The organism is Desulfopila inferna (assembly GCF_016919005.1).
Lineage (GTDB): Bacteria > Desulfobacterota > Desulfobulbia > Desulfobulbales > Desulfocapsaceae > Desulfopila_A > Desulfopila_A inferna.
This window is the reverse complement of sequence record NZ_JAFFQE010000002.1, coordinates 415,069-433,813: the sequence shown is the minus strand read 5'-3', so window position 1 is coordinate 433,813 and position 18,745 is coordinate 415,069. Positions and strand designations below refer to the sequence as shown.

The window sequence follows — 18,745 nt, the reverse complement described above, 5'->3', positions numbered from 1 at the left end:
ACCACGGCACAATTATAATAACACGACAAACTCATCTCACAAGTCATACTCCCAGGTAGCGGGACTGGAGATCAGGGAGAGATTGGAGCTCGGCAGTAGTACCGTCCCAGACTATTTGGCCCTTTTCCATGATATAGTGGTGCTCTGCTATATTCATCAGAGCCTTGAGATTTTTATCAATTATTAAAATTGCCAGACCTTTGCTTTTGAGAATGGCCAGGCCCCGCCAGATTTCACGGCGAACCAGGGGAGCAAGGCCTTCGGTGGCCTCATCGAGAATGAGCAATCTGGGATTGATCATCAGGGCTCTGCCGACCGCAAGCATCTGTTGTTCGCCCCCGGAGAGCTGATTGCCGAAGTTGTTAAGCCTGTCCTTAAGCCGCGGAAAGATGGTGAAGATATCGTCAGTGGTATAGGGGGTAGCCGATCCGGTAAAATTAGAGGCCGTGGCGATGAGATTTTCGCGGACGGTGAGATTGGGGAAAATCTGCCTGCCCTCCGGCACCAGACCAAGCCCCAGGCGGGCGATACTGTAGCTTGGCAATGTGTGGATTAGTTTTTCAGCGAAGGAAATCTGCCCATGCCGGATCGGGGTGAGACCCATGATGGAGCGGATCGTCGTACTTTTTCCCATGCCGTTTCTGCCGAGAAGAGTGACGACCTCGGCTTCTTTGACCTGGAGCGAGACCTTAAACAGCGCCTGGCTTTCTCCGTAAAAGGTGTCAATTTTATCAAGCTTAAGCATTACTCACCTTCTCCAAGGTAAGCGGAGCGCACCCGCTCATCCCGCCGGATTTCACTGGGAGGTGCGGTGAGGATATTTTCGCCGTATACCAGCACCGTGATAATATCGGCAAGGGCAAAGACCACGTCCATATCATGTTCCACCAGCAGGATGGTCAGATCACCCTTGAGCCTTTTTATCAACTTGGAAAGCTCGATGGTCCCGCCTGGACCCAATCCGGCCATGGGTTCATCAAGTATAAGAAACTCGGGTTTGCCGGTGAGCGCCATGCCCACCTCGAGCTGTCGCTTCTCGCCGTGCGACAGAGCGCTTGCCCGTACATCGGCTCGACCGTTCAGGTCGATGCGTTCCAGCGCTTCGGGCAGTTTTTCCCTGACGATTCTGCTTTTCATACTGTCGGACCAGAAGCGGAAATTATGACCGTCATTGGCGCAGATGGAAAGGGCCATGTTTTCGGCAACGCTGAGATTCTCAAAGATGTGGGTGATCTGAAAAGACCTGGCGATTCCCAGTCGTGCCCTGCGGTAATCCCTGAGTCCGGTTATGTCCTTGTTTTTATATATTATCCTGCCACTGTCGGAGCGGATATCTCCGGTCAGCTGATTGACCAGGGTGGTTTTGCCGGCGCCGTTGGGCCCGATGAGAGCGTGGATGTGCCCTCGCTCAACAGCGAAGCTCAGTTCTTTTGTGGCCTGCAAGGCGCCATATGATTTATTGAGGCCCTTCACTTCGAGGATTGTTTCAACCATTGTTGTGTTTCTCCCCGGTAATGAGGCCGAACAGACCGCGTTTGGCAAAGAGCACAACGATAACCAGAAAGGGTCCCATATAGACCATCCAATGTTCGGTATACATGGCCAGGGTTTCCTCGAGCAGAAGAAAGACCGCGGCACCCAGGACCGGGCCGAAGATCGTGCCCAGGCCGCCGAGCAGGACCATAACCATCAATTCCCCGGAAAGGGTCCAGTGCATCAGACCGGGGCTGACGTATTCCGTCTGGTTAGCCAGCAGTCCTCCTGCCAGACCGGCTCCGGCGCCGGCGATGACAAAACAGGCCAGCTTGTATTTATAGGAGTTGATCCCCAGGGCACAGAGACGCCGCTCGTTGTTGCTGCCTCCTCTGATCATCAGGCCAAAACGGGATTCCACCAGCCTCTTGGCCATGAAGAGAAAACCCATGAGCAGGAAGAGACAGAAATAATAGAATTGCAGATCATTATCCAGATCCAGGCCCGGCATGGTTGAGCGCGAATAAAGGGAGAGACCGTCGTCTCCGCCGTATTTTCCCAGGGAGACAAAGAAGTAATAGAGCATCTGGGCAAAGGCCAGGGTGATCATGATAAAATGCATGCCCTTGGTCCTCAGGCAGAGTGAACCAATGACCATGGCAAAAAAGGCAGAGACGAGGACAGCCAGGGGCAGCACCAGCATAGCGTTTTCACTTCCCTGTAGAAGAAAAGGAAAAGAGAAAAGCGGTTCCATCTCGGAGGCATGATAAAAGAATATACCGACTACATAGGCGCCGATGCCGACATAGGCGGCGTGGCCGAGACTGATCATGCCGGCATAGCCGAGCAATAGATCCAGACTGACGGCGGCCAGGGCGTAGATGAGGATCCTGCTGAACAGGGAGATGAAATAGGGCTCCTGCGCCAAAATGGCGGCAACCGGGAGAAGGAGCAGAAAGACTGCACCAAGGGTAATCGCCGCTGTTTTTCGAAAATTTGCTTTCATTAGCTGTGCGCCGGAAAAAGGCCTGTGGGTTTCCATACGAGAACCGCTGCCATAAGGATATAAATGGCCATCGAGGAAAGAGAAGCAGCAGCAGCGTCGGCGGTGGCCGATTCGAACACCAGGCGGAACAGGGTGGGCAGAAAGGCCCGTCCGAGAGTATCGACCAGGCCGACCAGCAGTGCCCCGGCGACGGCTCCCCGGATTGAGCCGATTCCTCCGATGACGATCACCACGAAGGTCAGAATGAGAATGGATTCTCCCATGCCCGCTTCCACGGCAAGAATGGGACCGGCCATAACACCGGCCAGTCCCGCCAGCATTGTGCCGAGTCCGAATACCATGGTGTAGAGCAGTTTGATATTGACGCCCAAAGCGCCGATCATGTCGCGGTTCGAGGCTCCGGCCCTTATCTGCATGCCCAACCTGGTCCGTGAAAACATGAACCACAGAGCCAGGGCCACGAACAGACCGACGCCGATGACGGCAAGGCGGTATACCGGATAGACAAGATCGGGCAGCAGCTCAATACTGCCGCTGAGCCATGACGGCACATTGAGGTAGAGGGGCTGGCGTCCCCAGAGGATTCGGGTGAGTTCATTGAAAAACATGATCAGCCCGAAGGTTGCCAGAACCTGATCGAGATGTTCACGTTTATAGAGCCGTCGCAGGATGACAAATTCCATCAGCATGCCACAGAGGGCCGCGGCCGGCAGAGCGAGCGCCATACCAAGAAGAAACGATCCGGACCGGGCCGCCACGGTGGCGCAGACATAGGCGCCAATCATGTAGAAAGAACCGTGTGCCAGGTTGATAACCTGCATTATGCCGAAAACGAGAGTCAATCCCGCCGACATCAGAAAGAGAGTGATCCCGAGTTGCAGACCATTGAGAATCTGTTCAAAGAAAAGAAGCATAAGAGTGGGGGCCGGATCGCGGCCCCCCTGTACCGTCAGCTACATTGGACATTCGGAGGCGTAGGCATCAACATGATTGGAGAAGACCTTTTCCACGGTTTTATTGGTATAGCCTTCTGCCGTTTTAATGACTTCACGAATATACACATCCTGGATGGGATGTTGATTGTTGCCGAAGCTGAAGTTGCCGCGCACGGATTCGAAATCGGCCTTTTTCAGAGCTGCTCTAAACTTGATGAGATCGGTCGGATCACCGTTCACCTCCTTTAATGCACTGCCGATCAGACGGGCGGTATCGTAACCCTGGGCGGCATAGAGGGTGGGCATGCGGTTGTATGCTTCCCTATAGGCTTTGACAAACTGGATATTGGCCGGATAATCGAGGTCGTGAGTCCACTGAGAACCGTTTTTGACTCCCTCGGCAGCGGGACCGACGGCCTCGAGGATGCGCTCATCAAAGGAGAAGGCGGGGCCATAGATCGGGATTTCGTCGGCAAGACCTGCCTGCGAATATTGTTTGAGAAAGTTTATGCCCATGCCGCCGGGCAGAAAGAAAAAGACCGATTCCGGCTGGGCCGCCCGCAAACCTGCAATTTCCGCGGCATAATCGGATTGGCCGAGTTTGGTATATACCTCACCTTTGATTTCGCCCTTGAAATAGCGCTTGAACCCGGCGAGATGATCCTTGCCGGCGGGATAATTCGGGGCAATGAGATAGACACTCTTATGTCCGCTGTCGTTGACATATTGCCCGACCACCTCATCAAGATTGTCATTCTGGTAGGAAACACTGAAGTAATTGGGATCACATCCTTTACCGGCAAGCTTTGACGGTGCGGCATTGGTGCTCAGGTAGACAACATCCTCCCGGACGACTTTGGGGATGACGGCCATGGCGACATTGGAAAAAACGATGCCGGTGAGAATCCTGGCGTTATCCTTCTTGATGAATCGCTCGGCGATCTGCCGGCCTTTTTCAGGCTTTCTGCTGTCGTCTTCAACCATCAGCTCAATGGGAAAACCGCCGAGCTTGCCGCTCTCCTGGGCTATGGCCAGCTTGAAGCCGTCGCGGGTATCCTCCCCAAGGTATCCGGCTTTGGTCGAAAGCGTGGTGATCATGCCGATTTTAACAGGCTCTGCAGCACTGAGCTGCGTCGCGATAACCACAAAAAACAGTGTCAGTATACTCTTTTTCATACTCCCCTCCCGTGATTGAGACCTGTGACCGGCCGGTTGTTTTTCTTCCGGCAGAATGCACTTACCCGATAACTCCATAGATCTGCAGAAAAGATTTCGCAGAAGAAACCACTCCACGAAGAATGGTAACAGTCCGGCAATGCGGGCTGGATCTTGCTCAACAGAAAAAAACCGGGATAAGCGGGTATTCGGTGTGATCTACGTTCCTTCCGAATACCAAACCTGGAAGACTAGAAAAAGATTGCAAAAGTTGCAAGTAAAATAATCGGCGTGAAATCTCTATGGTATTGAATTTTCCTGCTTCACAAAAGACGCATCATCTGTCACAATAGCGCAAACAAGAGAATCATTGATTTTGCCGAATACATCAAAACGGCTTTCTCTGAAACTGTCGCAGATGCAAATGATACCAACCCAGCTGAGCTGGACTCTTTACAGTACCCCCTTGAGGGGTGTAAGAACCTTTAGACAGATATATTTTCTTGCAAGAAAACAAGAAAACACTCTGTAACGTACTAACCCCGGGAAGCCGGTAAACCGGCCGGGATAAGTACCTTGGATATAGAGGGCAATTCACAGTTATCAAATACATTATTCGTTTCTTGTTTTTTCTGACGGTTTTTCAGGAGTAAGGTACTAAAAGGAGAGGGAATATGGCAGGCATGGTGGATAAACAGCTTTTCGCCGAACTGGCTGAACGCAGGGTGGATGATATCGTCATGGCGCCGTTCTGCCGGTATAACAAGGAAGAAGGATGCTATGAAGTTTCGGCATGGAACAGCAGGTTCGCAGTATATCCGCAGAGAGAATTGATCAAAGCCCTGGACGGCGCACCCGAGGCGCATGATTACTTCTATGTCTTTCTCATTAATTATCTGCTGTCCCCCAAAAAAGCGGTCCCGGCCTCCAATTTTATCTCGGAGAAGGATCTTGTCGGCGGGACTACTTTTTTTCGGGGACCGCACGCCATCCCCACAGATCTGATCATCCGGGCTTTTGGCGACGATCTTCAGGCACTGCAGCGCAAATGCGAGTCGCTCAAGGGCATTCCTCTGGATATGGCTGACTGTTCGTTCAGCTTTCACATACTCGGCTCGATCGACGTCGCCCTGCTTTACTGGGTCGGCGATGAGGATTTTCCTGCGGAGGCCAAACTGCTAATCGACAGCTCCGTTGCCGATACGCTGCGCCTGGACGTCGTTTTCGGTCTGCTGTGTGATGTCTGTCTTCGTATTGCCGCTTGACATATCTTTCGCGGATATTCCTTAAATGAGAATACCCGCGTTTTTGACCCGGCTCAAGCCTACAGGCAGCGGAGAAAGGCAGTAAGGGCCTCTTTCTCTTCTTCGTTGAGTTTGAGGTCGGTGACCAGGTTGAAGAATTCGACCGTGTCTTCAAGCGTCAGAAGCCGACCGTCGTGCATGTAGGGCGGTGAATCCTTGATACCCCTGAGGGTAAAGGTTTTGATGGGTCCTACCCCGGTTATCCATTTCTTGTTGCTCATATGGGGCTTATAGAAACGGTCCACCCGCAGGTTGTGCATCTTGTCATCGAGATAGAATGGAGCGGGATGACACTCGGCGCAGCGCCCCTTGCCGAAAAAAACTTCCTCTCCCCTGAGCTCCTTCTCACTGGCCTTTTCCGAGTCGAGACGACCGAAAACCGTAAGCTTCGGCGCCGGCGGAAAGTCGAACATGTTCTGCATCTGCGCCATCATGGCCACCTGGCTGGTGCGATCCGGCAGATGAACACCTTTCTTTGCGGCAGTTACGTGATCGCCGTCGAAATATGCGGTTCGCTGTTCGAATTCGGTGAAGTCCTCAATTGAACGCAATGATCGTTTCGAGCCGTGGATCTGCTGGTTGAACATCCCCCTGAGACTGACGGTGTCCAGTCGAAAACGGGCTACATGGGGCCTGGTATCCGGGTTGAGGTGAAAGGCCGCATTGGTATGACCGTTGGCATGACAATCCAGGCAGGAGATTCCCAATGTTGCCTCTTCCACTTTGCGATCCTCTGTCTGGTTAAACTGCTGCTGTGGAAATGGAGTGAGCAGAAGCCTCAGCCCCTCCATCTGCACCGGGGTGATTATTCCGTGCATTATCTCATAATAATTTCTAATGGAAAGCAGCTTGCCCTGTGAAACATCCCCCAAATCCGGTCTGCTGCTGAGAAATATCGGCGGTGGATATTCGGGCAGCAGGTGGTTGGGCAGGTCGAATTCGACATCGAAACGCTCGAGGTTGCGCTGTTCGAGATTGTTGATTTCCTTAATCTGTTCCGGTGGAATCACCTGTCCGCCGGTTTCATGCTTGGCATGGGGAAGAGGAAGAAATCCTTCCGGAAAGGCATCCTGTTCACGTATTTCCGACGGCGACATTGTCGAGAGCTTTTCCCAGGTCATGCCTTGGAGAAGTTTCACCCGGACTCCCTGCTGAACGGCTTTTCTTTCTGCAGACATCATGACCTCGGAGGGATTGTCGCTCAGGTCATAACGGCGTTCGAGCAGGGTCTGCTGGCGCGCCATGACTTCAGCCTTCATCGCCTTGTCTTTTTCCATGGTGCTCTGCAAGCTTTCTTTTATAACTACTGGAATATAGGTGGAGTGGATTGGGTCGACATCCTCGGGAATACCCATTTTTTCATGACTCTCGTACTCCGCCTGGATAGAGGATACGGCCGGGAGCATGGCTGCGGCCAGGAGCGCCGCCGTGATCATCATTTTCCGATGTTTCATCATGAACCTCCTTTTGCTTTTTTTTTTCGGGATGGTTGCTCGGGACTGACACTGCAGATGCAGGCGGCCAGTGACCGTTTGATCGTATATTTCAACTCATCGGAGATATATCGACACGAGCAGCATCACTATTCTGAGAGGCGAAGGTGATTATGATGCGGCCCCCTCAAGCACCGGTTCAACACATACAGAGTTTCAAGCAGTGTGCCAGTTGGTGAGGGGATTGCCTATGATTTGAATACAGCCTCGTTACGGCTATGCCGTTTTTCCCTGATTGTCATTTCCGTCCAGGCAGGCCGGACTGATCCGGTTAAGCAGGACTGAAGGGGCCTTTTTTGTCGGAATACTCGGGTGAACAGACATTTGGAGAAATTTGCAGGCCCCGGCTGAGTTGGATATGAGACCATGTCGCCCTGTTTAAGCATCCGTTCTCAAATTCACTTTCGATTTTCTTTTTTAAGATAGGTCTCTGAGGAGCGAGTTACTCAATGATGGTATGCAAATTGCTTTTTGGAACACAACATCCTAATCAAGCTGAGCTGGATAAGAACCTTTAGACAGATTATATTCTTGCAAAAAAACAAGAAAAAAATCTGTAAAGTACTAATCCAGGCAACGGAGACAGAGAATCTGCATCCACCTTTTTTATGAGGAGGAGTTATGAGCCACAATGAAGAAGAAAAAGATTTTGCAGGTTATAGCCGCCGGGGATTCATACAGTTTATCGGGGTCGGTGCCGGAGTGGTCACCACTTCCCTGCTTTCTCCCCCCCTGTTCAGACAGCTTCAGGCCGCTCCGGGAGAGCAGGTTATGCCCGATGCATCGGTAAAGCAGGTCGAACTCACCATCAACGGCAACATGTATACTCTTCTGGTGGAGCCGCGCTGGTCTCTGCTTTATGTACTGCGCGAGATTATCGGGCTTGGCGGTACGAAAATGGGGTGCGACCGCGGCGAATGCGGGTCCTGCACGGTGCTGATCGACGACGTGCCCAGGTATTCCTGTCTGACTCTGGCCGTTGAAGCAGAAGACAAGGTGATCACCACCGTCGAAGGTTTGCTGGATGGCGAGGAACTTGGCCCGGTTCAGACCGCCTTTGCCGAGGAGGATGCCTTTCAATGCGGCTACTGCACCTCAGGGCAGATTATGGCGGTTGAGGGTTTGCTGCGCAAGGTTGAGTCGCCTTCTCCTGAGGTAATCAGAAAAGGCTGTTCCGGAAATCTATGCCGCTGCGGAGCCTATCAGAATATCTTCGCCGCCGCCGACAAGGCGGCCCGGCTCAAAAAAAACCAGGGGAGATAATCCATGGCAGCCAACGATGACATTTACTACAGGGAAGGTATTCCCGTTCCCGAAACTCCCGTAGGGGAAGATGCCCCCTCTTTCTGGAAGAAAACCGATGTGGTCGGTAAGCCGCTACCCCGGGTCGATGGCTATGAAAGGGTCAGTGGTACAGCTCAATATCCTTCGGATATTCTCTTGCCTGGAATGCTCTATGGTGCCATTCTGCGCAGCCCGCATCCACATGCCAGGGTGAAAAAAATCGATGTATCGGAGGCGGAGAAGATGGAAGGGGTGCGGGCGGTTCTTACCGGAGAGTCCAGGGAAGCAAAAGACATCAAATGGAAGTACCAGGACCGCCAAGTACCCCTTTTTGACCCCCACTGCCGCTTTGAAGGAGAGATTGTTGCTGCCGTCGCCGCCGATACCTGGTATCAGGCGAGCGATGCCGCACGAGCGATACAGGTAGAGTATGAGATCCTGTCCTTTGTCGTCGACCATGAAAAATCTCTCGATGAGGGGGCGGTCAGGATCGGCAGAGAGGGCAATCTGCTGGAAGAGGAGGAGTATTCCCGAGGGGAGGTGGAAAGGGGGTTTAGCGAGGCCGATGTCGTTCTGGAGCAGAGCTATCGGACCTCTGTCGAGCTCCACACGCCGCTGGAATTACATGGCTGCGTGGCCAACTGGGATCGTGACCGCTTGACCATATGGGAGTCGAGCCAGGGAGTGTATGCCGTACAGTCGCGCATCGCCGAGGCGCTGGGGCTGCCGCTTTCCAAAATTCGGGTTTCCAATCAGTATATGGGAGGTGGGTTCGGCAGTAAACTCAAACCGGGGAAATATACCGCCGTCTGCGCCCTGCTCGCTAAAAAATGTTCCCGGCCGGTGAAGATGCTGCTATCCAGAGAGGAAACCTTTCTCTGTGTCGGCAACAGGCCGGCAAATAGTATGCGGCTCAAGGCAGGAGCAAAAAAAGACGGCACCATTACCGCCTTTGATTTCGAGTGCAGCGGACCCAGCGGAGCCTATCCTGCCGGCGGTGTCCAGCTGGTGGACTGGTTGATCCGCGATCTCTATCTCTGCGACAATGTCCGCACCATCAGCAGGGATGTGCTGATCAATGCCGGCCCGGCCCGGCCCTTTCGCGCCCCTGGCCATCCTCAGGGCGCCTGGGCTTTGGAGCAGATGATGGATGAGCTTGCCGATAAACTTGGCATGGACCCGGTTGAATTCCGGTTGCGCAACATTCCGCAGAAAAGCCAGGCCAGGGAGGATAAACCCTATACTACTGACGGGCTGCGCCAATGCCTGGAGCGGGGCGCAGAAGAATTTCAATGGCAGGAAGCCCTGCAGCAGGCCAGGGAGTACAATGAAGGCAATGAATACATCAAGCGCGGTGTCGGGGCCGGTGCCTGTCTCTGGATAGCCGGAGACGGCGGACCGCCTTCCACAGTCATTCTCAAGCTCTTCAAGGACGGCTCCGTCAATCTCAATATGGGCGCCAGCGACATCGGCACCGGCACCAAGACGGTGATGGCGCAGGTGGCCGCCGAAGAGCTGGGTGTTCATCCTTCAATTATCCAGATAGAATATGCCGATACGGCCACCACCCAGTTTGCCACTCCCAGTGGAGGCAGCAAGACGGTGCCCACCGAAGCGCCGACGGTACGCAATGCCGCCATCGCCCTGAAACAGGAGTTGAAGAGGATGGCCGCCGAAGACCTTGGTGTCGAAGTGGAACAATTAAAATATATTGGTGATGAAATTGTCTCGGGCAATGACAGCTCCAAAAAGGTGAAGATCAAAGAGATCAGCGGTCTAAAGAAACGCGGCGAGGTCATCGGTGTGGGATATCGCGGTCCCAATATCGAAGATAAAGTGATCAATCCTTTTGCCGCGCAATTCTGCGAACTCGAGGTCAATCTTCGTACCGGAGAGGTGAAGCTGCTGCGATTTCTCGGTGCACATGACAGCGGACGTGTTTTAAACAGGGCAACTTTCGACAATCAGGTGTATGGCGGTATTGTCATGGGAATCGGCTTCGCGCTTACCGAATTCCGCCAACTCGATGAAAACCAGACCGGCAAACTCTGCAACCGGAACTGGCACGATTACAAGCTGCCGACCGCCCTCGATGTGCCGCTGAAAACAGTCAGCGTGGCAATCGAGATTGACGATCCCGAGGCCAATAATACGGGGGCCAAGGGACTGGGCGAGCCGGTCACTATTCCGACCGGCGCAGTCATTGCCAATGCTCTGTATATGGCCACCGGTATTCGTTTTACCAAGTCACCGGTTCTGCCTATGGATATAATCCGTGAACTTTCCAAGAAAACAAAGGGGTAAGCCATGCTGCCGAAATTTGCCTATGTACGTCCCTTGAAGCTCGATGAGGCCATCACCCAGCTGCGCCATGAAGGCGCGTGGGTGCATGCCGGCGGTACCGATCTGCTCGGCTGTCTTCGTGAACGGATCATAGACAGCAGGACGGTGGTGAGCATCAGTGGCCTCAAAGAGCTCAAAGGTATAAGAAAAACGAATGAAGGTCTGCAGATAGGGGCGCTGACCACCATTACCGAAATCAGTGAGAACAGCATGGTGAAGAAAAACTTCCCGGGCCTGTCTCAGGGAGCCGCCGAAGTTGCCAGTCCGCAACTGCGCAACCAGGGAACGATAGGCGGCAATCTCTGCCAGAAACCAAGATGCTGGTACTATCGCGGTGAATTCCATTGTCTGCGCAAGGGCGGGGAGAGGTGTTTCGCCCTCGGCGGGGAAAACCAGTTTCACGCCATCTTCGGACACAATCATATCTGTGCGATCACTCATCCCTCGGATACGGCCCCGGTGCTGGTCGCCTGTGACGGTGTGGCTCACGTTGCCGGCCCGGACGGCAACAGGAATATAGCCATTGAAGACCTTCATGTCCTGCCGCAGGACGATGTCGAGAAGGAGACGGCGCTCAAGCAGGGCGAGATCATCACCCACATCACCGTTCCCGATGCTGCTGCAGGCCAATATTCCTCCTACCGGAAGATTCGGGCCAGGAGGGCCTGGGATTTCGCCCTGGCCGGTGTCGCTCTGGTGCTTGGCGCGGATGGCGGCCGGATATCCAGGGCTGCCGTGGTGCTCTCCGGGGCTGCGCCTGTACCATGGCGCAGTACCGCAGCCGAGGAAGAGCTCAAAAATAAAGCGCTCAATGCGCAGACTATTGCGGCCGCCGCCTCGGCTGCCGTTGCCGATGCCGAACCTTTGAACAAAAACCGTTACAAGATAGCGATGTTTCGGGGTATGCTTGAAGAGGAACTTGCCAAAGCGGGAGAAAAAATAGGAGAGAAAAAATAGCCTGATGAATAAAAAATCGGTTGGGACGGAACGGGTCTTTGAGGAGCTTGTCAAAAAACAGCAGCGGCAGGAACCGTGCGCCCTGGTGCTGCTCATTGACGTTAAGGGCTCGGCGCCTGCCAAGGCCGGCGCCAAGATGGTGGTTTTCGGCAATGGCGATATCATCGGCACAGTGGGCGGCGGAACCATGGAAAAAGAGGCTGTCGATGCCGCTCTGCTTGCCATGGAGAAAGGTGAAACGGTTCTCCATCATGTGGATTTATCTGCGGCACCGACGTATGTCTGCGGTGGCCGGGCCACCCTCTATATCGAACCCGTCCTGCCCGCCAGCCGTTTGATCATCGCCGGTGCCGGTCATGTGGGCCAGGCCCTCTGCAGAACGGCGGCCGCGGTCGGTTTCTCGGTGATTGTCGTCGATGATCGGCCCGAATTCGCCGATCCCAAACTGCTGCCGGATGCGGCCCGGGTCATGACCAGTGATTTCGAGACAATATTTGATCAATTGCGGGTGAGCCCTTCCACCTGCATCGTCTGTGCAACCCGCGGCCATGCCCACGACTACACGGTGATCCGCAAGGCCCTCGCCACGCCGGCATCCTATGTCGGACTGGTGGGCAGCCGCAGTAAGCGCACCTCTTTTCTCAAGCGGCTGCAGCAGGAAGAAGGAGTCGGTGAAGAGGAGCTGGTCAGGCTCTATACCCCGGTCGGTCTTGATATCGGTGCCCGTTCTCCTGCCGAGATAGCGGTGAGCATCACCGCTCAACTTATTCAGAGAAGGAGCAGCCATGGTCTGCAAGACGGCTTTCATACTGCTCGCGGCTGGGGCATCACGTCGCATGGGGCGGATAAAGCAGCTGTTGCCGCTGCGGAATGAGCCGGCGCTTACCTTTTGCCTGAATCGTATCCTTAGTGCTGGAATAATCGATATAATTGTGGTGCTGGGTCACCATAGAGAAAAGATTGTACCTCTTCTTGCCGACATGCCTGTGGCGGTTGCCGTTAACCGTGATCCTGAGAGCCAGATGTCGGATTCGCTGCAGGCCGGCCTTGATCTTTTGCCGCATGGAGTTAGCGGGATAATGGTCGGGCTTGCCGATCACCCCCTGGTTCTTTCTTCGAGCTACAGGCTCCTGAGCCGGCAGCATGAGCGGTATCCGCATCATATCCTTATACCGACATATGGCGGCCGCGGCGGCCATCCCACGCTTTTTCCTGCTGCACATCTTTCTCGCGGTGCCCACGTAAAACCAATGAATCGAATAATTGCCGAATGTCCTAGCAGTGTTTTGCGCCTGCCCATCGATGATCCGGGGGTCAGCACGGATATGGACTGTTTCAGAGACTATCAGCACCTCGCCTCTCTGGCCGAAAAAGAGAAAGAATAATTCAGCCGGGGATCTTTACTTTTCCTCACCGATAAATGCATTTCCGAACCGACCTAGATTACGCTTTTTACGAGTGCATCATTAAGGAACAGTGAGTATCATTTTTTATCGGTGCAACCGAAGCCATAAGCGGAAAGAAAAGATCGATGCTCATCTCGGAGAAGGACATCGAATCAGCATGAGCAATTCTGTTTCTTCGATGGTATGTATGAATATTATTTATTGCTCTTGGCCCTGATAAGGATGACCGTAACGGGCTGGTCGGCACAGATGTATCCGGAAGTTTTTCTATGGGTCAGAGAAAATATTTTATGATTGGCGACTGGTTCAAATATATCATCTATGCCGGTTCTGTAAAGGAAAGCAGTGCCGATGTGCGTAAGCAGGTTATCATCACTTCAGTGTTCAGCATTATCAGTTTTGCGCTTCTGGTTGCATTCGGTATAATCGGTTTGAAGGAAGGCAATATTCAGCTGGCAGTAGTGGTCTTTTCCGCAGCAGGTTTCAGTGCCGCAAACTATGTTTTTCTTCATATGACCGGCAGGTATCGTCTTTCTTCAACTATTGTCGTTACCATGATGACCTTTCTCGGTCTGTACCTTCTCAGTACCGGCGGAAGTAGTAATACCGGTCCCCTCTGGATGTTCGTTATGCCGGGTATGATTTTTTATATTTTGGGATTGATCCCCGGATGTATATATCTTGCCGCACTTCTTGGAATGGTGGTCTTTATGTTGATGGTTCCCGACAACATTCTCCTGAAGACGGAGTATTCCCCCGCCTTTACTCTGCGTTTTATAGCAGCCATGTTCTCGACGAGTTTTGTCGCTCTGGCGTATGAATATGCCCGGGAGGACGGCAGGAAGGAATTGCTCAATCTCAGCCGTAAACTCGATCGTCTTTCCAGAAAAGACGAACTGACCGGTCTTTCCAATAGAAGAGATATGTTTGAGCAGCTCCGCAGTGAATTACGCCGCCTGGAGAGAAGCGGCAAAGTTTTCAGTGTGTTGATTGCCGATATCGATCATTTTAAGGGGATTAATGATACCTATGGGCATGAATGCGGCGACAACTTCCTGCGAAAAATATCTGATGTTTTTGTTGAAAATACTCAAAAGCGTGATGTCGTAGCCCGTTGGGGCGGGGAGGAATTTCTGATTTTCCTGCCGGAGACAACAGGCGAACAGGCGAAAAAAATAGCAGAGCGGCTGCGGGCGGCAACGGAGAAGATTTCGATCATCTGTCAGGAAAACCAGGTATCGATAACCGTCAGCATCGGCGTGGCCGAATATATCCAGGGACAGAAATTGAATGAACTGATCAATACCGCCGATAAGTTTCTGTATCAGGCGAAACGGCATGGCAGAAATAAGGTAGAGGGTTGATCCGTTTTAGCCGGGCCGATCGCCTGTTATCCTTATTCCGGTAGCAGATGCTCCGGCATCTGAACGGCGACAACTTTCCCTTTTGCGGTAACCTTGTCCTCGACGATGCATTCGGTTTCTACAACGACTTTTCTTCCCTTGATCTCGGTAACCCGTGAACGCAGGTGGAGTGGGGGTCCCAAGGGTGTGGGCAGGAGATAATCGATATGCAGTGAAGCCGTGACGAAGCGGAAAGCGGGCTCTGAACCCATTTCCCGTCCCTCTTCCCGGTAGGCCGCGGCCGCCGCAGTTCCGGTGGAGTGGCAATCGATTATCGAAGCGATCAGACCGCCGTAAACATATCCGGGAAAGGCCATATGATATTTCTCGGGATGAAAAACCGCGACGGATTCATCGCCATCCCAATAACTCTTTATCTGCAGCCCACTGTCATTTTTTGAACCGCAGCCGTAACAGTGACTGTAGGATTCCGGGTAGTGATCTTGAAATGATTTCTCCATGTATCAGTCTCTTATGTGATAGATTTTTTTAACCCACGGGGTATTTCCGAAGATCAATTTCGGGAACTTGGTCAGTGCTGATTGTCTCGATTCTGTGAGATCGTCACCATGCCTGCCTGTTAAAAAGATTGTTGACACAATTTCCTTTTCGTTTCAATGTAAAATACAAGTATTCTCTATATTCTCAATGCTAAACGGCAAATCCGGTTGAGCTGACTTTCTGGGTTTGCTCAATAAGGAGGCGGTAATGGCTCGTCTTTTCTTTCTTCTCGGTTCGCTGCTGGCCGGCATCTCTGTGGCTGTGGGATCCTGGGGAGCCCATTCCGGGTTATTTAATGAGATGCAGTCCCTTTGGATAGACAAAGGGGTGCGTTATCAGATGTTTCACTCACTGGCCCTTCTCTGTACATCGCTGTTGATCGCTTCTCAGAAGCAGCCGGCGAGGCCGGCAGTTCTGGGAGGCTTCTGTTTCCTGGGCGGGATTGTGTTTTTCTCTGGCAGCCTCTATTTGATGGCGTTTAGTTCCGTTGATACCGGATATATCACCCCGGCAGGAGGAATACTTTTTTTGGCCGGCTGGCTCTGTCTTGCTGCTTGCAGGCCTGGCAGGAAATAGAGATTGGTTTCTCCCGGACAAGGCAACCCTGTCTGGAAACTTGATGCTCTTTTACCATGCCGTCAAAAGATAAAAGCTAATCTTAAATTATGAGCAGAAAACCTTCCTACATGGATCTGGCCCGGCAGATCGAAACGCTCAATCTGGAGTTTAAACGCCTCAAGGCCGCTGAGGAGGTATTTCATCGGCATAATGAGTCCCTGAAGGCCCTTCACGAGACTTCCCTGGGCTTGATCGATAAGCTGGACAAGGAAGAGTTGCTGGAAAATATTCTCGAACGGGCGGCATCTCTCAGCGGCACCGCGCATGGCTATATTTATCTGCCATATGCCGGGGGAGAGCAGATGCAGATGAAGATGGGAATGGGTTTTTTCAAGGGCCAGCTGGGCCGCAGGGTTTCTCTCGGCGAAGGTATGGGAGGTCGGGTCTGGCAGGCCGAAGCACCAGTTCTTGTAGAGGATTATTTGACCTGGCCCGGCCGCATTGCCGATAAGGTTCTCGATGGACTGCGCTCCATAGTGGGAATACCGCTTAAATCAGAAAACCAGGTGCTGGGGGTCATCGGTCTTGCCCATGTCGACGCTGACAAACGTTTCAGCAGGGAGGATATCGCCACTCTCGAGCAGTTCGCCGCACTGGCAATTATTGCCCTTGAAAAAGCGCGGCTTTATGCGGATGTGCGGCGTGAACTGGTCCAGAAAAAAATGACTGAAGCTTTCTGGCGGGAGAGCGAAAGTCGTTACCGCACCTTCCTTGAGTCTTCCCCCGATCCCATTGTGGTTTATGACATGCAGGGAGTGGCAACCTACGTCAATCCGGCCTTTGAGCAGACCTTTCAATTGTCGAGGGACGAGCTCCTCGGCAAGCAGATTGACTTCGTTCCCCCGGAAAATGTGGCGGAAACAAAAGAGGCCATTCGGCGGATGCTCAGTGGTCAGAAGATTCATCTTTTTGAAACCAGGCGATACACCAAGGACGGCAAAATCCTGGATGTTCAGTTGAGTTCGACTCTTTATCAGGGAGATGATGGCCGGCCACAGGGCAATATTGTGACCTTGCGCGATATCAGCGCCCAGAAGCAAGCGGAAGATGAGTTGAGAAATTATAGGGACCACTTGGAAATATTGGTGGCGGAGCGAACTGCAGAGCTTGAGCAGACGAACATACAGCTCGAGCAGGAAATAGAAGACCGCAGGCGGGCCGAAAAGGCCCTGCGAAAACGTGAAAAAGAGCTTCAGGCCCAATCGGATCATCTTGAAGAAGTCAATACCGCTCTCAGGGTGCTTCTCAAGCAACGGGAAGAAGATAAAAAGGAGCTCGGTGAGATTGTTTTGCGCAACGTGCAGGAACTGGTCAATCCCTACCTGCAGGGGATTATCAACGGACGATTGAACGACCGGCAGAAAACTCTTGCCCGGATTCTGGAAACGAATCTGAATAATATAATCTCACCTTTCATCGATAAGCTGGCCTCGGGCCTGGTTCATCTTACTCCTGTGGAGATTAAAGTCGCAAGCCTGGTTAAGGAGGGTATGACCAATAAGGAAATTGCCGAAATTCTGTTGGTTTCCAAAAATACCGTTCTTTTTCACCGTCACCATATCCGTGATAAATTAGGTATAAAAAACAAGAAGATAAATCTTCGCTCTCATCTGCTGGCTATGGAAAAATAGTGGGAATATACCACTATTTTCCCACTATTATATAAACTTGCGAAATATGTGGTTTCTAGTATTCTATCAATATATTCGGCGACAGCTTATCTACCTGTCTTCGGATAACCTCTCACATGAACCTAGTCTCGCATTACATGCTGTGCCTCATGCGCAGCTCAATATACAATGTATGTGTTGTCGAACCCAGAGGAGCTGGACTCTTTACGGTACCCCTTGAGGGGTATAAGCACCTTGGCAGTATTCAAGATCTCGGCTTTTGAAAGAGTTTCCGTTTTCGTGTCTTTTATGTCGGTTTTTGGGGAGTGAGGTACTAACTACCCTGCACATGCATGTCCTGGCCCGAGTAGTAATATATTGATATTCGTCTCTAATCCAGCGGAAACCGGACAATTGCCCTGGCTATAGAGGCCGACGTTTTGGATAGAAACCGAACTCTGTTGAAACTGTTGATATTACAGACTCTATGACGAAATTAATTGTTTCCGATGTTACTCTCACATTTGGCGGTCTGAACGCGCTCACCGAGGTCAATATAACCATTGAACCCGGGATCATCACCTCGATTATCGGACCGAACGGTGCCGGCAAAACAAGTATTCTCAACTGCATCTCCGGATTCTATCATCCTACCAAAGGAGATATACACTATGGTGAGCGCAACCTGACCAATGCATCTCCCCATCAGATCTCCAGTATGGGTATTGCCAGAGCCTTTCAGAACCTTGAATTGTTCAGAGGACTCTCGGTTCTCGACAACCTCCTTCTCGCCCGCCATCAGAACCTGCGCTATTCTCTGTTTCACGCGCTTGTCTATTTCGGCAAGACGTCAAGAATCGAGGCCGAGAATCGGGCCTTTGTCGAAAAGGTTATCGACTTTATGGAGCTGGAGCTCTATCGGAAAAGTATGGTCGGCAATCTGAGTTACGGGGTCCAGAAACGTGTGGAGGTAGCGCGGGCGCTGACCTTGGCGCCCCAGCTCCTGCTTCTGGACGAACCCATGGCGGGAATGAATATCGAGGAAAAGGAAGACATCGTACGCTTTATCCTTGATCTGAAGAAAGAGTGGGACATTACCATAGTTCTGGTAGAGCATGATCTGGGCGTTGTCATGGATATCTCGGATCAGATTTACGTTCTTGATTTCGGCGAACTGATCGGCTCCGGCAGCCCGGAAGAGGTTGCGGCTGATCCTACAGTTATTGAAGCCTATATTGGAGAAGAGTAAGTTTTATA

At 52.2% G+C, this 18,745-nt stretch carries 17 protein-coding genes; 10 read left to right on the top strand and 7 right to left on the bottom strand.

Annotated elements, in window-relative coordinates:
• Nucleotides 1-43: 43 nt before the first annotated feature.
• From JWG88_RS05935 to JWG88_RS05915, 5 genes are read right to left on the bottom strand one after another with little or no spacing between them, the layout of a single operon-like run.
• Nucleotides 44-745 (bottom strand): ABC transporter ATP-binding protein, encoded by a 702-nt coding sequence (locus JWG88_RS05935; RefSeq protein WP_205232790.1) that lies wholly within the window; start codon nucleotides 743-745, stop codon nucleotides 44-46.
• Complete coding sequence (locus JWG88_RS05930) at nucleotides 745-1,494, bottom strand: ABC transporter ATP-binding protein (RefSeq protein WP_205233234.1); 750 nt, start codon at nucleotides 1,492-1,494, stop codon at nucleotides 745-747. The genes JWG88_RS05935 and JWG88_RS05930 overlap by 1 nt, the downstream gene beginning before the upstream one ends.
• Nucleotides 1,487-2,479 (bottom strand): branched-chain amino acid ABC transporter permease, encoded by a 993-nt coding sequence (locus JWG88_RS05925; RefSeq protein WP_205232789.1) that lies wholly within the window; start codon nucleotides 2,477-2,479, stop codon nucleotides 1,487-1,489. Before JWG88_RS05925 ends, JWG88_RS05930 begins: the two co-directional genes overlap by 8 nt.
• A complete protein-coding gene (locus JWG88_RS05920; RefSeq protein WP_205232788.1) occupies nucleotides 2,479-3,393 on the bottom strand; it encodes a branched-chain amino acid ABC transporter permease in 915 nt (304 codons plus the stop codon). Before JWG88_RS05920 ends, JWG88_RS05925 begins: the two co-directional genes overlap by 1 nt.
• Before the next feature lie 39 nt (nucleotides 3,394-3,432).
• Nucleotides 3,433-4,590, bottom strand: a complete 1,158-nt coding sequence (locus JWG88_RS05915) for an ABC transporter substrate-binding protein (protein WP_205232787.1) — start codon at nucleotides 4,588-4,590, stop codon at nucleotides 3,433-3,435.
• 653 nt (nucleotides 4,591-5,243) lie between these two features.
• On the opposite strand from JWG88_RS05915, the gene JWG88_RS05910 reads away from it, so the two are divergent.
• Nucleotides 5,244-5,834: a DUF3786 domain-containing protein gene (locus tag JWG88_RS05910; protein ID WP_205232786.1), complete on the top strand. Its 591-nt coding sequence runs from the start codon at nucleotides 5,244-5,246 to the stop codon at nucleotides 5,832-5,834.
• A gap of 59 nt (nucleotides 5,835-5,893) precedes the next feature.
• Here the strand turns inward: JWG88_RS05910 and JWG88_RS05905 are convergent, their stop codons facing one another.
• On the bottom strand, nucleotides 5,894-7,327 hold the full coding sequence (locus JWG88_RS05905) for a cytochrome B6 (RefSeq protein ID WP_353740663.1): 1,434 nt from the start codon (nucleotides 7,325-7,327) through the stop codon (nucleotides 5,894-5,896).
• Nucleotides 7,328-7,987: 660 nt separating this feature from the next.
• Here JWG88_RS05905 and JWG88_RS05900 point away from each other — a divergent pair.
• From JWG88_RS05900 to JWG88_RS05875, 6 genes are all read left to right on the top strand, one after another.
• Nucleotides 7,988-8,629, top strand: coding sequence for a (2Fe-2S)-binding protein (locus tag JWG88_RS05900; protein WP_205232784.1), 642 nt, complete (start codon nucleotides 7,988-7,990; stop codon nucleotides 8,627-8,629).
• 3 nt (nucleotides 8,630-8,632) lie between these two features.
• Nucleotides 8,633-10,954, top strand: a complete 2,322-nt coding sequence (locus tag JWG88_RS05895) for a xanthine dehydrogenase family protein molybdopterin-binding subunit (protein ID WP_205232783.1) — start codon at nucleotides 8,633-8,635, stop codon at nucleotides 10,952-10,954.
• A gap of 3 nt (nucleotides 10,955-10,957) precedes the next feature.
• Nucleotides 10,958-11,950: an FAD binding domain-containing protein gene (locus JWG88_RS05890; protein WP_205232782.1), complete on the top strand. Its 993-nt coding sequence runs from the start codon at nucleotides 10,958-10,960 to the stop codon at nucleotides 11,948-11,950.
• Between the two features lie 4 nt (nucleotides 11,951-11,954).
• Nucleotides 11,955-12,824: an XdhC family protein gene (locus JWG88_RS05885; RefSeq protein ID WP_205232781.1), complete on the top strand. Its 870-nt coding sequence runs from the start codon at nucleotides 11,955-11,957 to the stop codon at nucleotides 12,822-12,824.
• Complete coding sequence (locus tag JWG88_RS05880; RefSeq protein ID WP_205232780.1) at nucleotides 12,787-13,335, top strand: nucleotidyltransferase family protein; 549 nt, start codon at nucleotides 12,787-12,789, stop codon at nucleotides 13,333-13,335. The genes JWG88_RS05885 and JWG88_RS05880 overlap by 38 nt, the downstream gene beginning before the upstream one ends.
• A gap of 290 nt (nucleotides 13,336-13,625) precedes the next feature.
• Entirely contained in the window at nucleotides 13,626-14,720 is a 1,095-nt protein-coding gene (locus tag JWG88_RS05875) for a GGDEF domain-containing protein (RefSeq protein ID WP_205232779.1), read from the top strand.
• 32 nt (nucleotides 14,721-14,752) lie between these two features.
• Here JWG88_RS05875 and JWG88_RS05870 read toward each other — a convergent pair whose 3' ends face one another.
• A complete protein-coding gene (locus JWG88_RS05870; protein ID WP_205232778.1) occupies nucleotides 14,753-15,220 on the bottom strand; it encodes a PaaI family thioesterase in 468 nt (155 codons plus the stop codon).
• A gap of 247 nt (nucleotides 15,221-15,467) precedes the next feature.
• Between JWG88_RS05870 and JWG88_RS05865 the strand changes: the two genes are divergently transcribed.
• The 3 genes from JWG88_RS05865 (at nucleotide 15,468) to JWG88_RS05855 (ending at nucleotide 18,737) form a co-directional block, all read left to right on the top strand.
• A complete protein-coding gene (locus JWG88_RS05865; RefSeq protein ID WP_205232777.1) occupies nucleotides 15,468-15,836 on the top strand; it encodes a DUF423 domain-containing protein in 369 nt (122 codons plus the stop codon).
• Nucleotides 15,837-15,925: 89 nt separating this feature from the next.
• Nucleotides 15,926-17,509, top strand: a complete 1,584-nt coding sequence (locus JWG88_RS05860) for a PAS domain S-box protein (RefSeq protein WP_205232776.1) — start codon at nucleotides 15,926-15,928, stop codon at nucleotides 17,507-17,509.
• Nucleotides 17,510-17,975: 466 nt separating this feature from the next.
• Entirely contained in the window at nucleotides 17,976-18,737 is a 762-nt protein-coding gene (locus JWG88_RS05855; RefSeq protein ID WP_205232775.1) for an ABC transporter ATP-binding protein, read from the top strand.
• The last annotated feature ends 8 nt before the right edge of the window (nucleotides 18,738-18,745 follow it).

What these genes read in the sequence shown, in the direction of transcription:
- JWG88_RS05905 (WP_353740663.1), bottom strand. Translation starts at nt 7,327, where the DNA reads ATGAAACATCGGAAAATGATGATCACGGCGGCGCTCCTGGCCGCAGCC.
- JWG88_RS05890 (WP_205232782.1), top strand. Translation starts at nt 10,958, where the DNA reads ATGCTGCCGAAATTTGCCTATGTACGTCCCTTGAAGCTCGATGAGGCC.
- JWG88_RS05865 (WP_205232777.1), top strand. Translation starts at nt 15,468, where the DNA reads ATGGCTCGTCTTTTCTTTCTTCTCGGTTCGCTGCTGGCCGGCATCTCT.
- JWG88_RS05910 (WP_205232786.1), top strand. Translation starts at nt 5,244, where the DNA reads ATGGCAGGCATGGTGGATAAACAGCTTTTCGCCGAACTGGCTGAACGC.
- JWG88_RS05870 (WP_205232778.1), bottom strand. Translation starts at nt 15,220, where the DNA reads ATGGAGAAATCATTTCAAGATCACTACCCGGAATCCTACAGTCACTGT.
- JWG88_RS05920 (WP_205232788.1), bottom strand. Translation starts at nt 3,393, where the DNA reads ATGCTTCTTTTCTTTGAACAGATTCTCAATGGTCTGCAACTCGGGATC.
- JWG88_RS05895 (WP_205232783.1), top strand. Translation starts at nt 8,633, where the DNA reads ATGGCAGCCAACGATGACATTTACTACAGGGAAGGTATTCCCGTTCCC.
- JWG88_RS05915 (WP_205232787.1), bottom strand. Translation starts at nt 4,590, where the DNA reads ATGAAAAAGAGTATACTGACACTGTTTTTTGTGGTTATCGCGACGCAG.
- JWG88_RS05900 (WP_205232784.1), top strand. Translation starts at nt 7,988, where the DNA reads ATGAGCCACAATGAAGAAGAAAAAGATTTTGCAGGTTATAGCCGCCGG.
- JWG88_RS05930 (WP_205233234.1), bottom strand. Translation starts at nt 1,494, where the DNA reads ATGGTTGAAACAATCCTCGAAGTGAAGGGCCTCAATAAATCATATGGC.
- JWG88_RS05935 (WP_205232790.1), bottom strand. Translation starts at nt 745, where the DNA reads ATGCTTAAGCTTGATAAAATTGACACCTTTTACGGAGAAAGCCAGGCG.
- JWG88_RS05925 (WP_205232789.1), bottom strand. Translation starts at nt 2,479, where the DNA reads ATGAAAGCAAATTTTCGAAAAACAGCGGCGATTACCCTTGGTGCAGTC.
- JWG88_RS05860 (WP_205232776.1), top strand. Translation starts at nt 15,926, where the DNA reads ATGAGCAGAAAACCTTCCTACATGGATCTGGCCCGGCAGATCGAAACG.
- JWG88_RS05875 (WP_205232779.1), top strand. Translation starts at nt 13,626, where the DNA reads ATGGGTCAGAGAAAATATTTTATGATTGGCGACTGGTTCAAATATATC.
- JWG88_RS05855 (WP_205232775.1), top strand. Translation starts at nt 17,976, where the DNA reads ATGACGAAATTAATTGTTTCCGATGTTACTCTCACATTTGGCGGTCTG.
- JWG88_RS05880 (WP_205232780.1), top strand. Translation starts at nt 12,787, where the DNA reads ATGGGGCGGATAAAGCAGCTGTTGCCGCTGCGGAATGAGCCGGCGCTT.
- JWG88_RS05885 (WP_205232781.1), top strand. Translation starts at nt 11,955, where the DNA reads ATGAATAAAAAATCGGTTGGGACGGAACGGGTCTTTGAGGAGCTTGTC.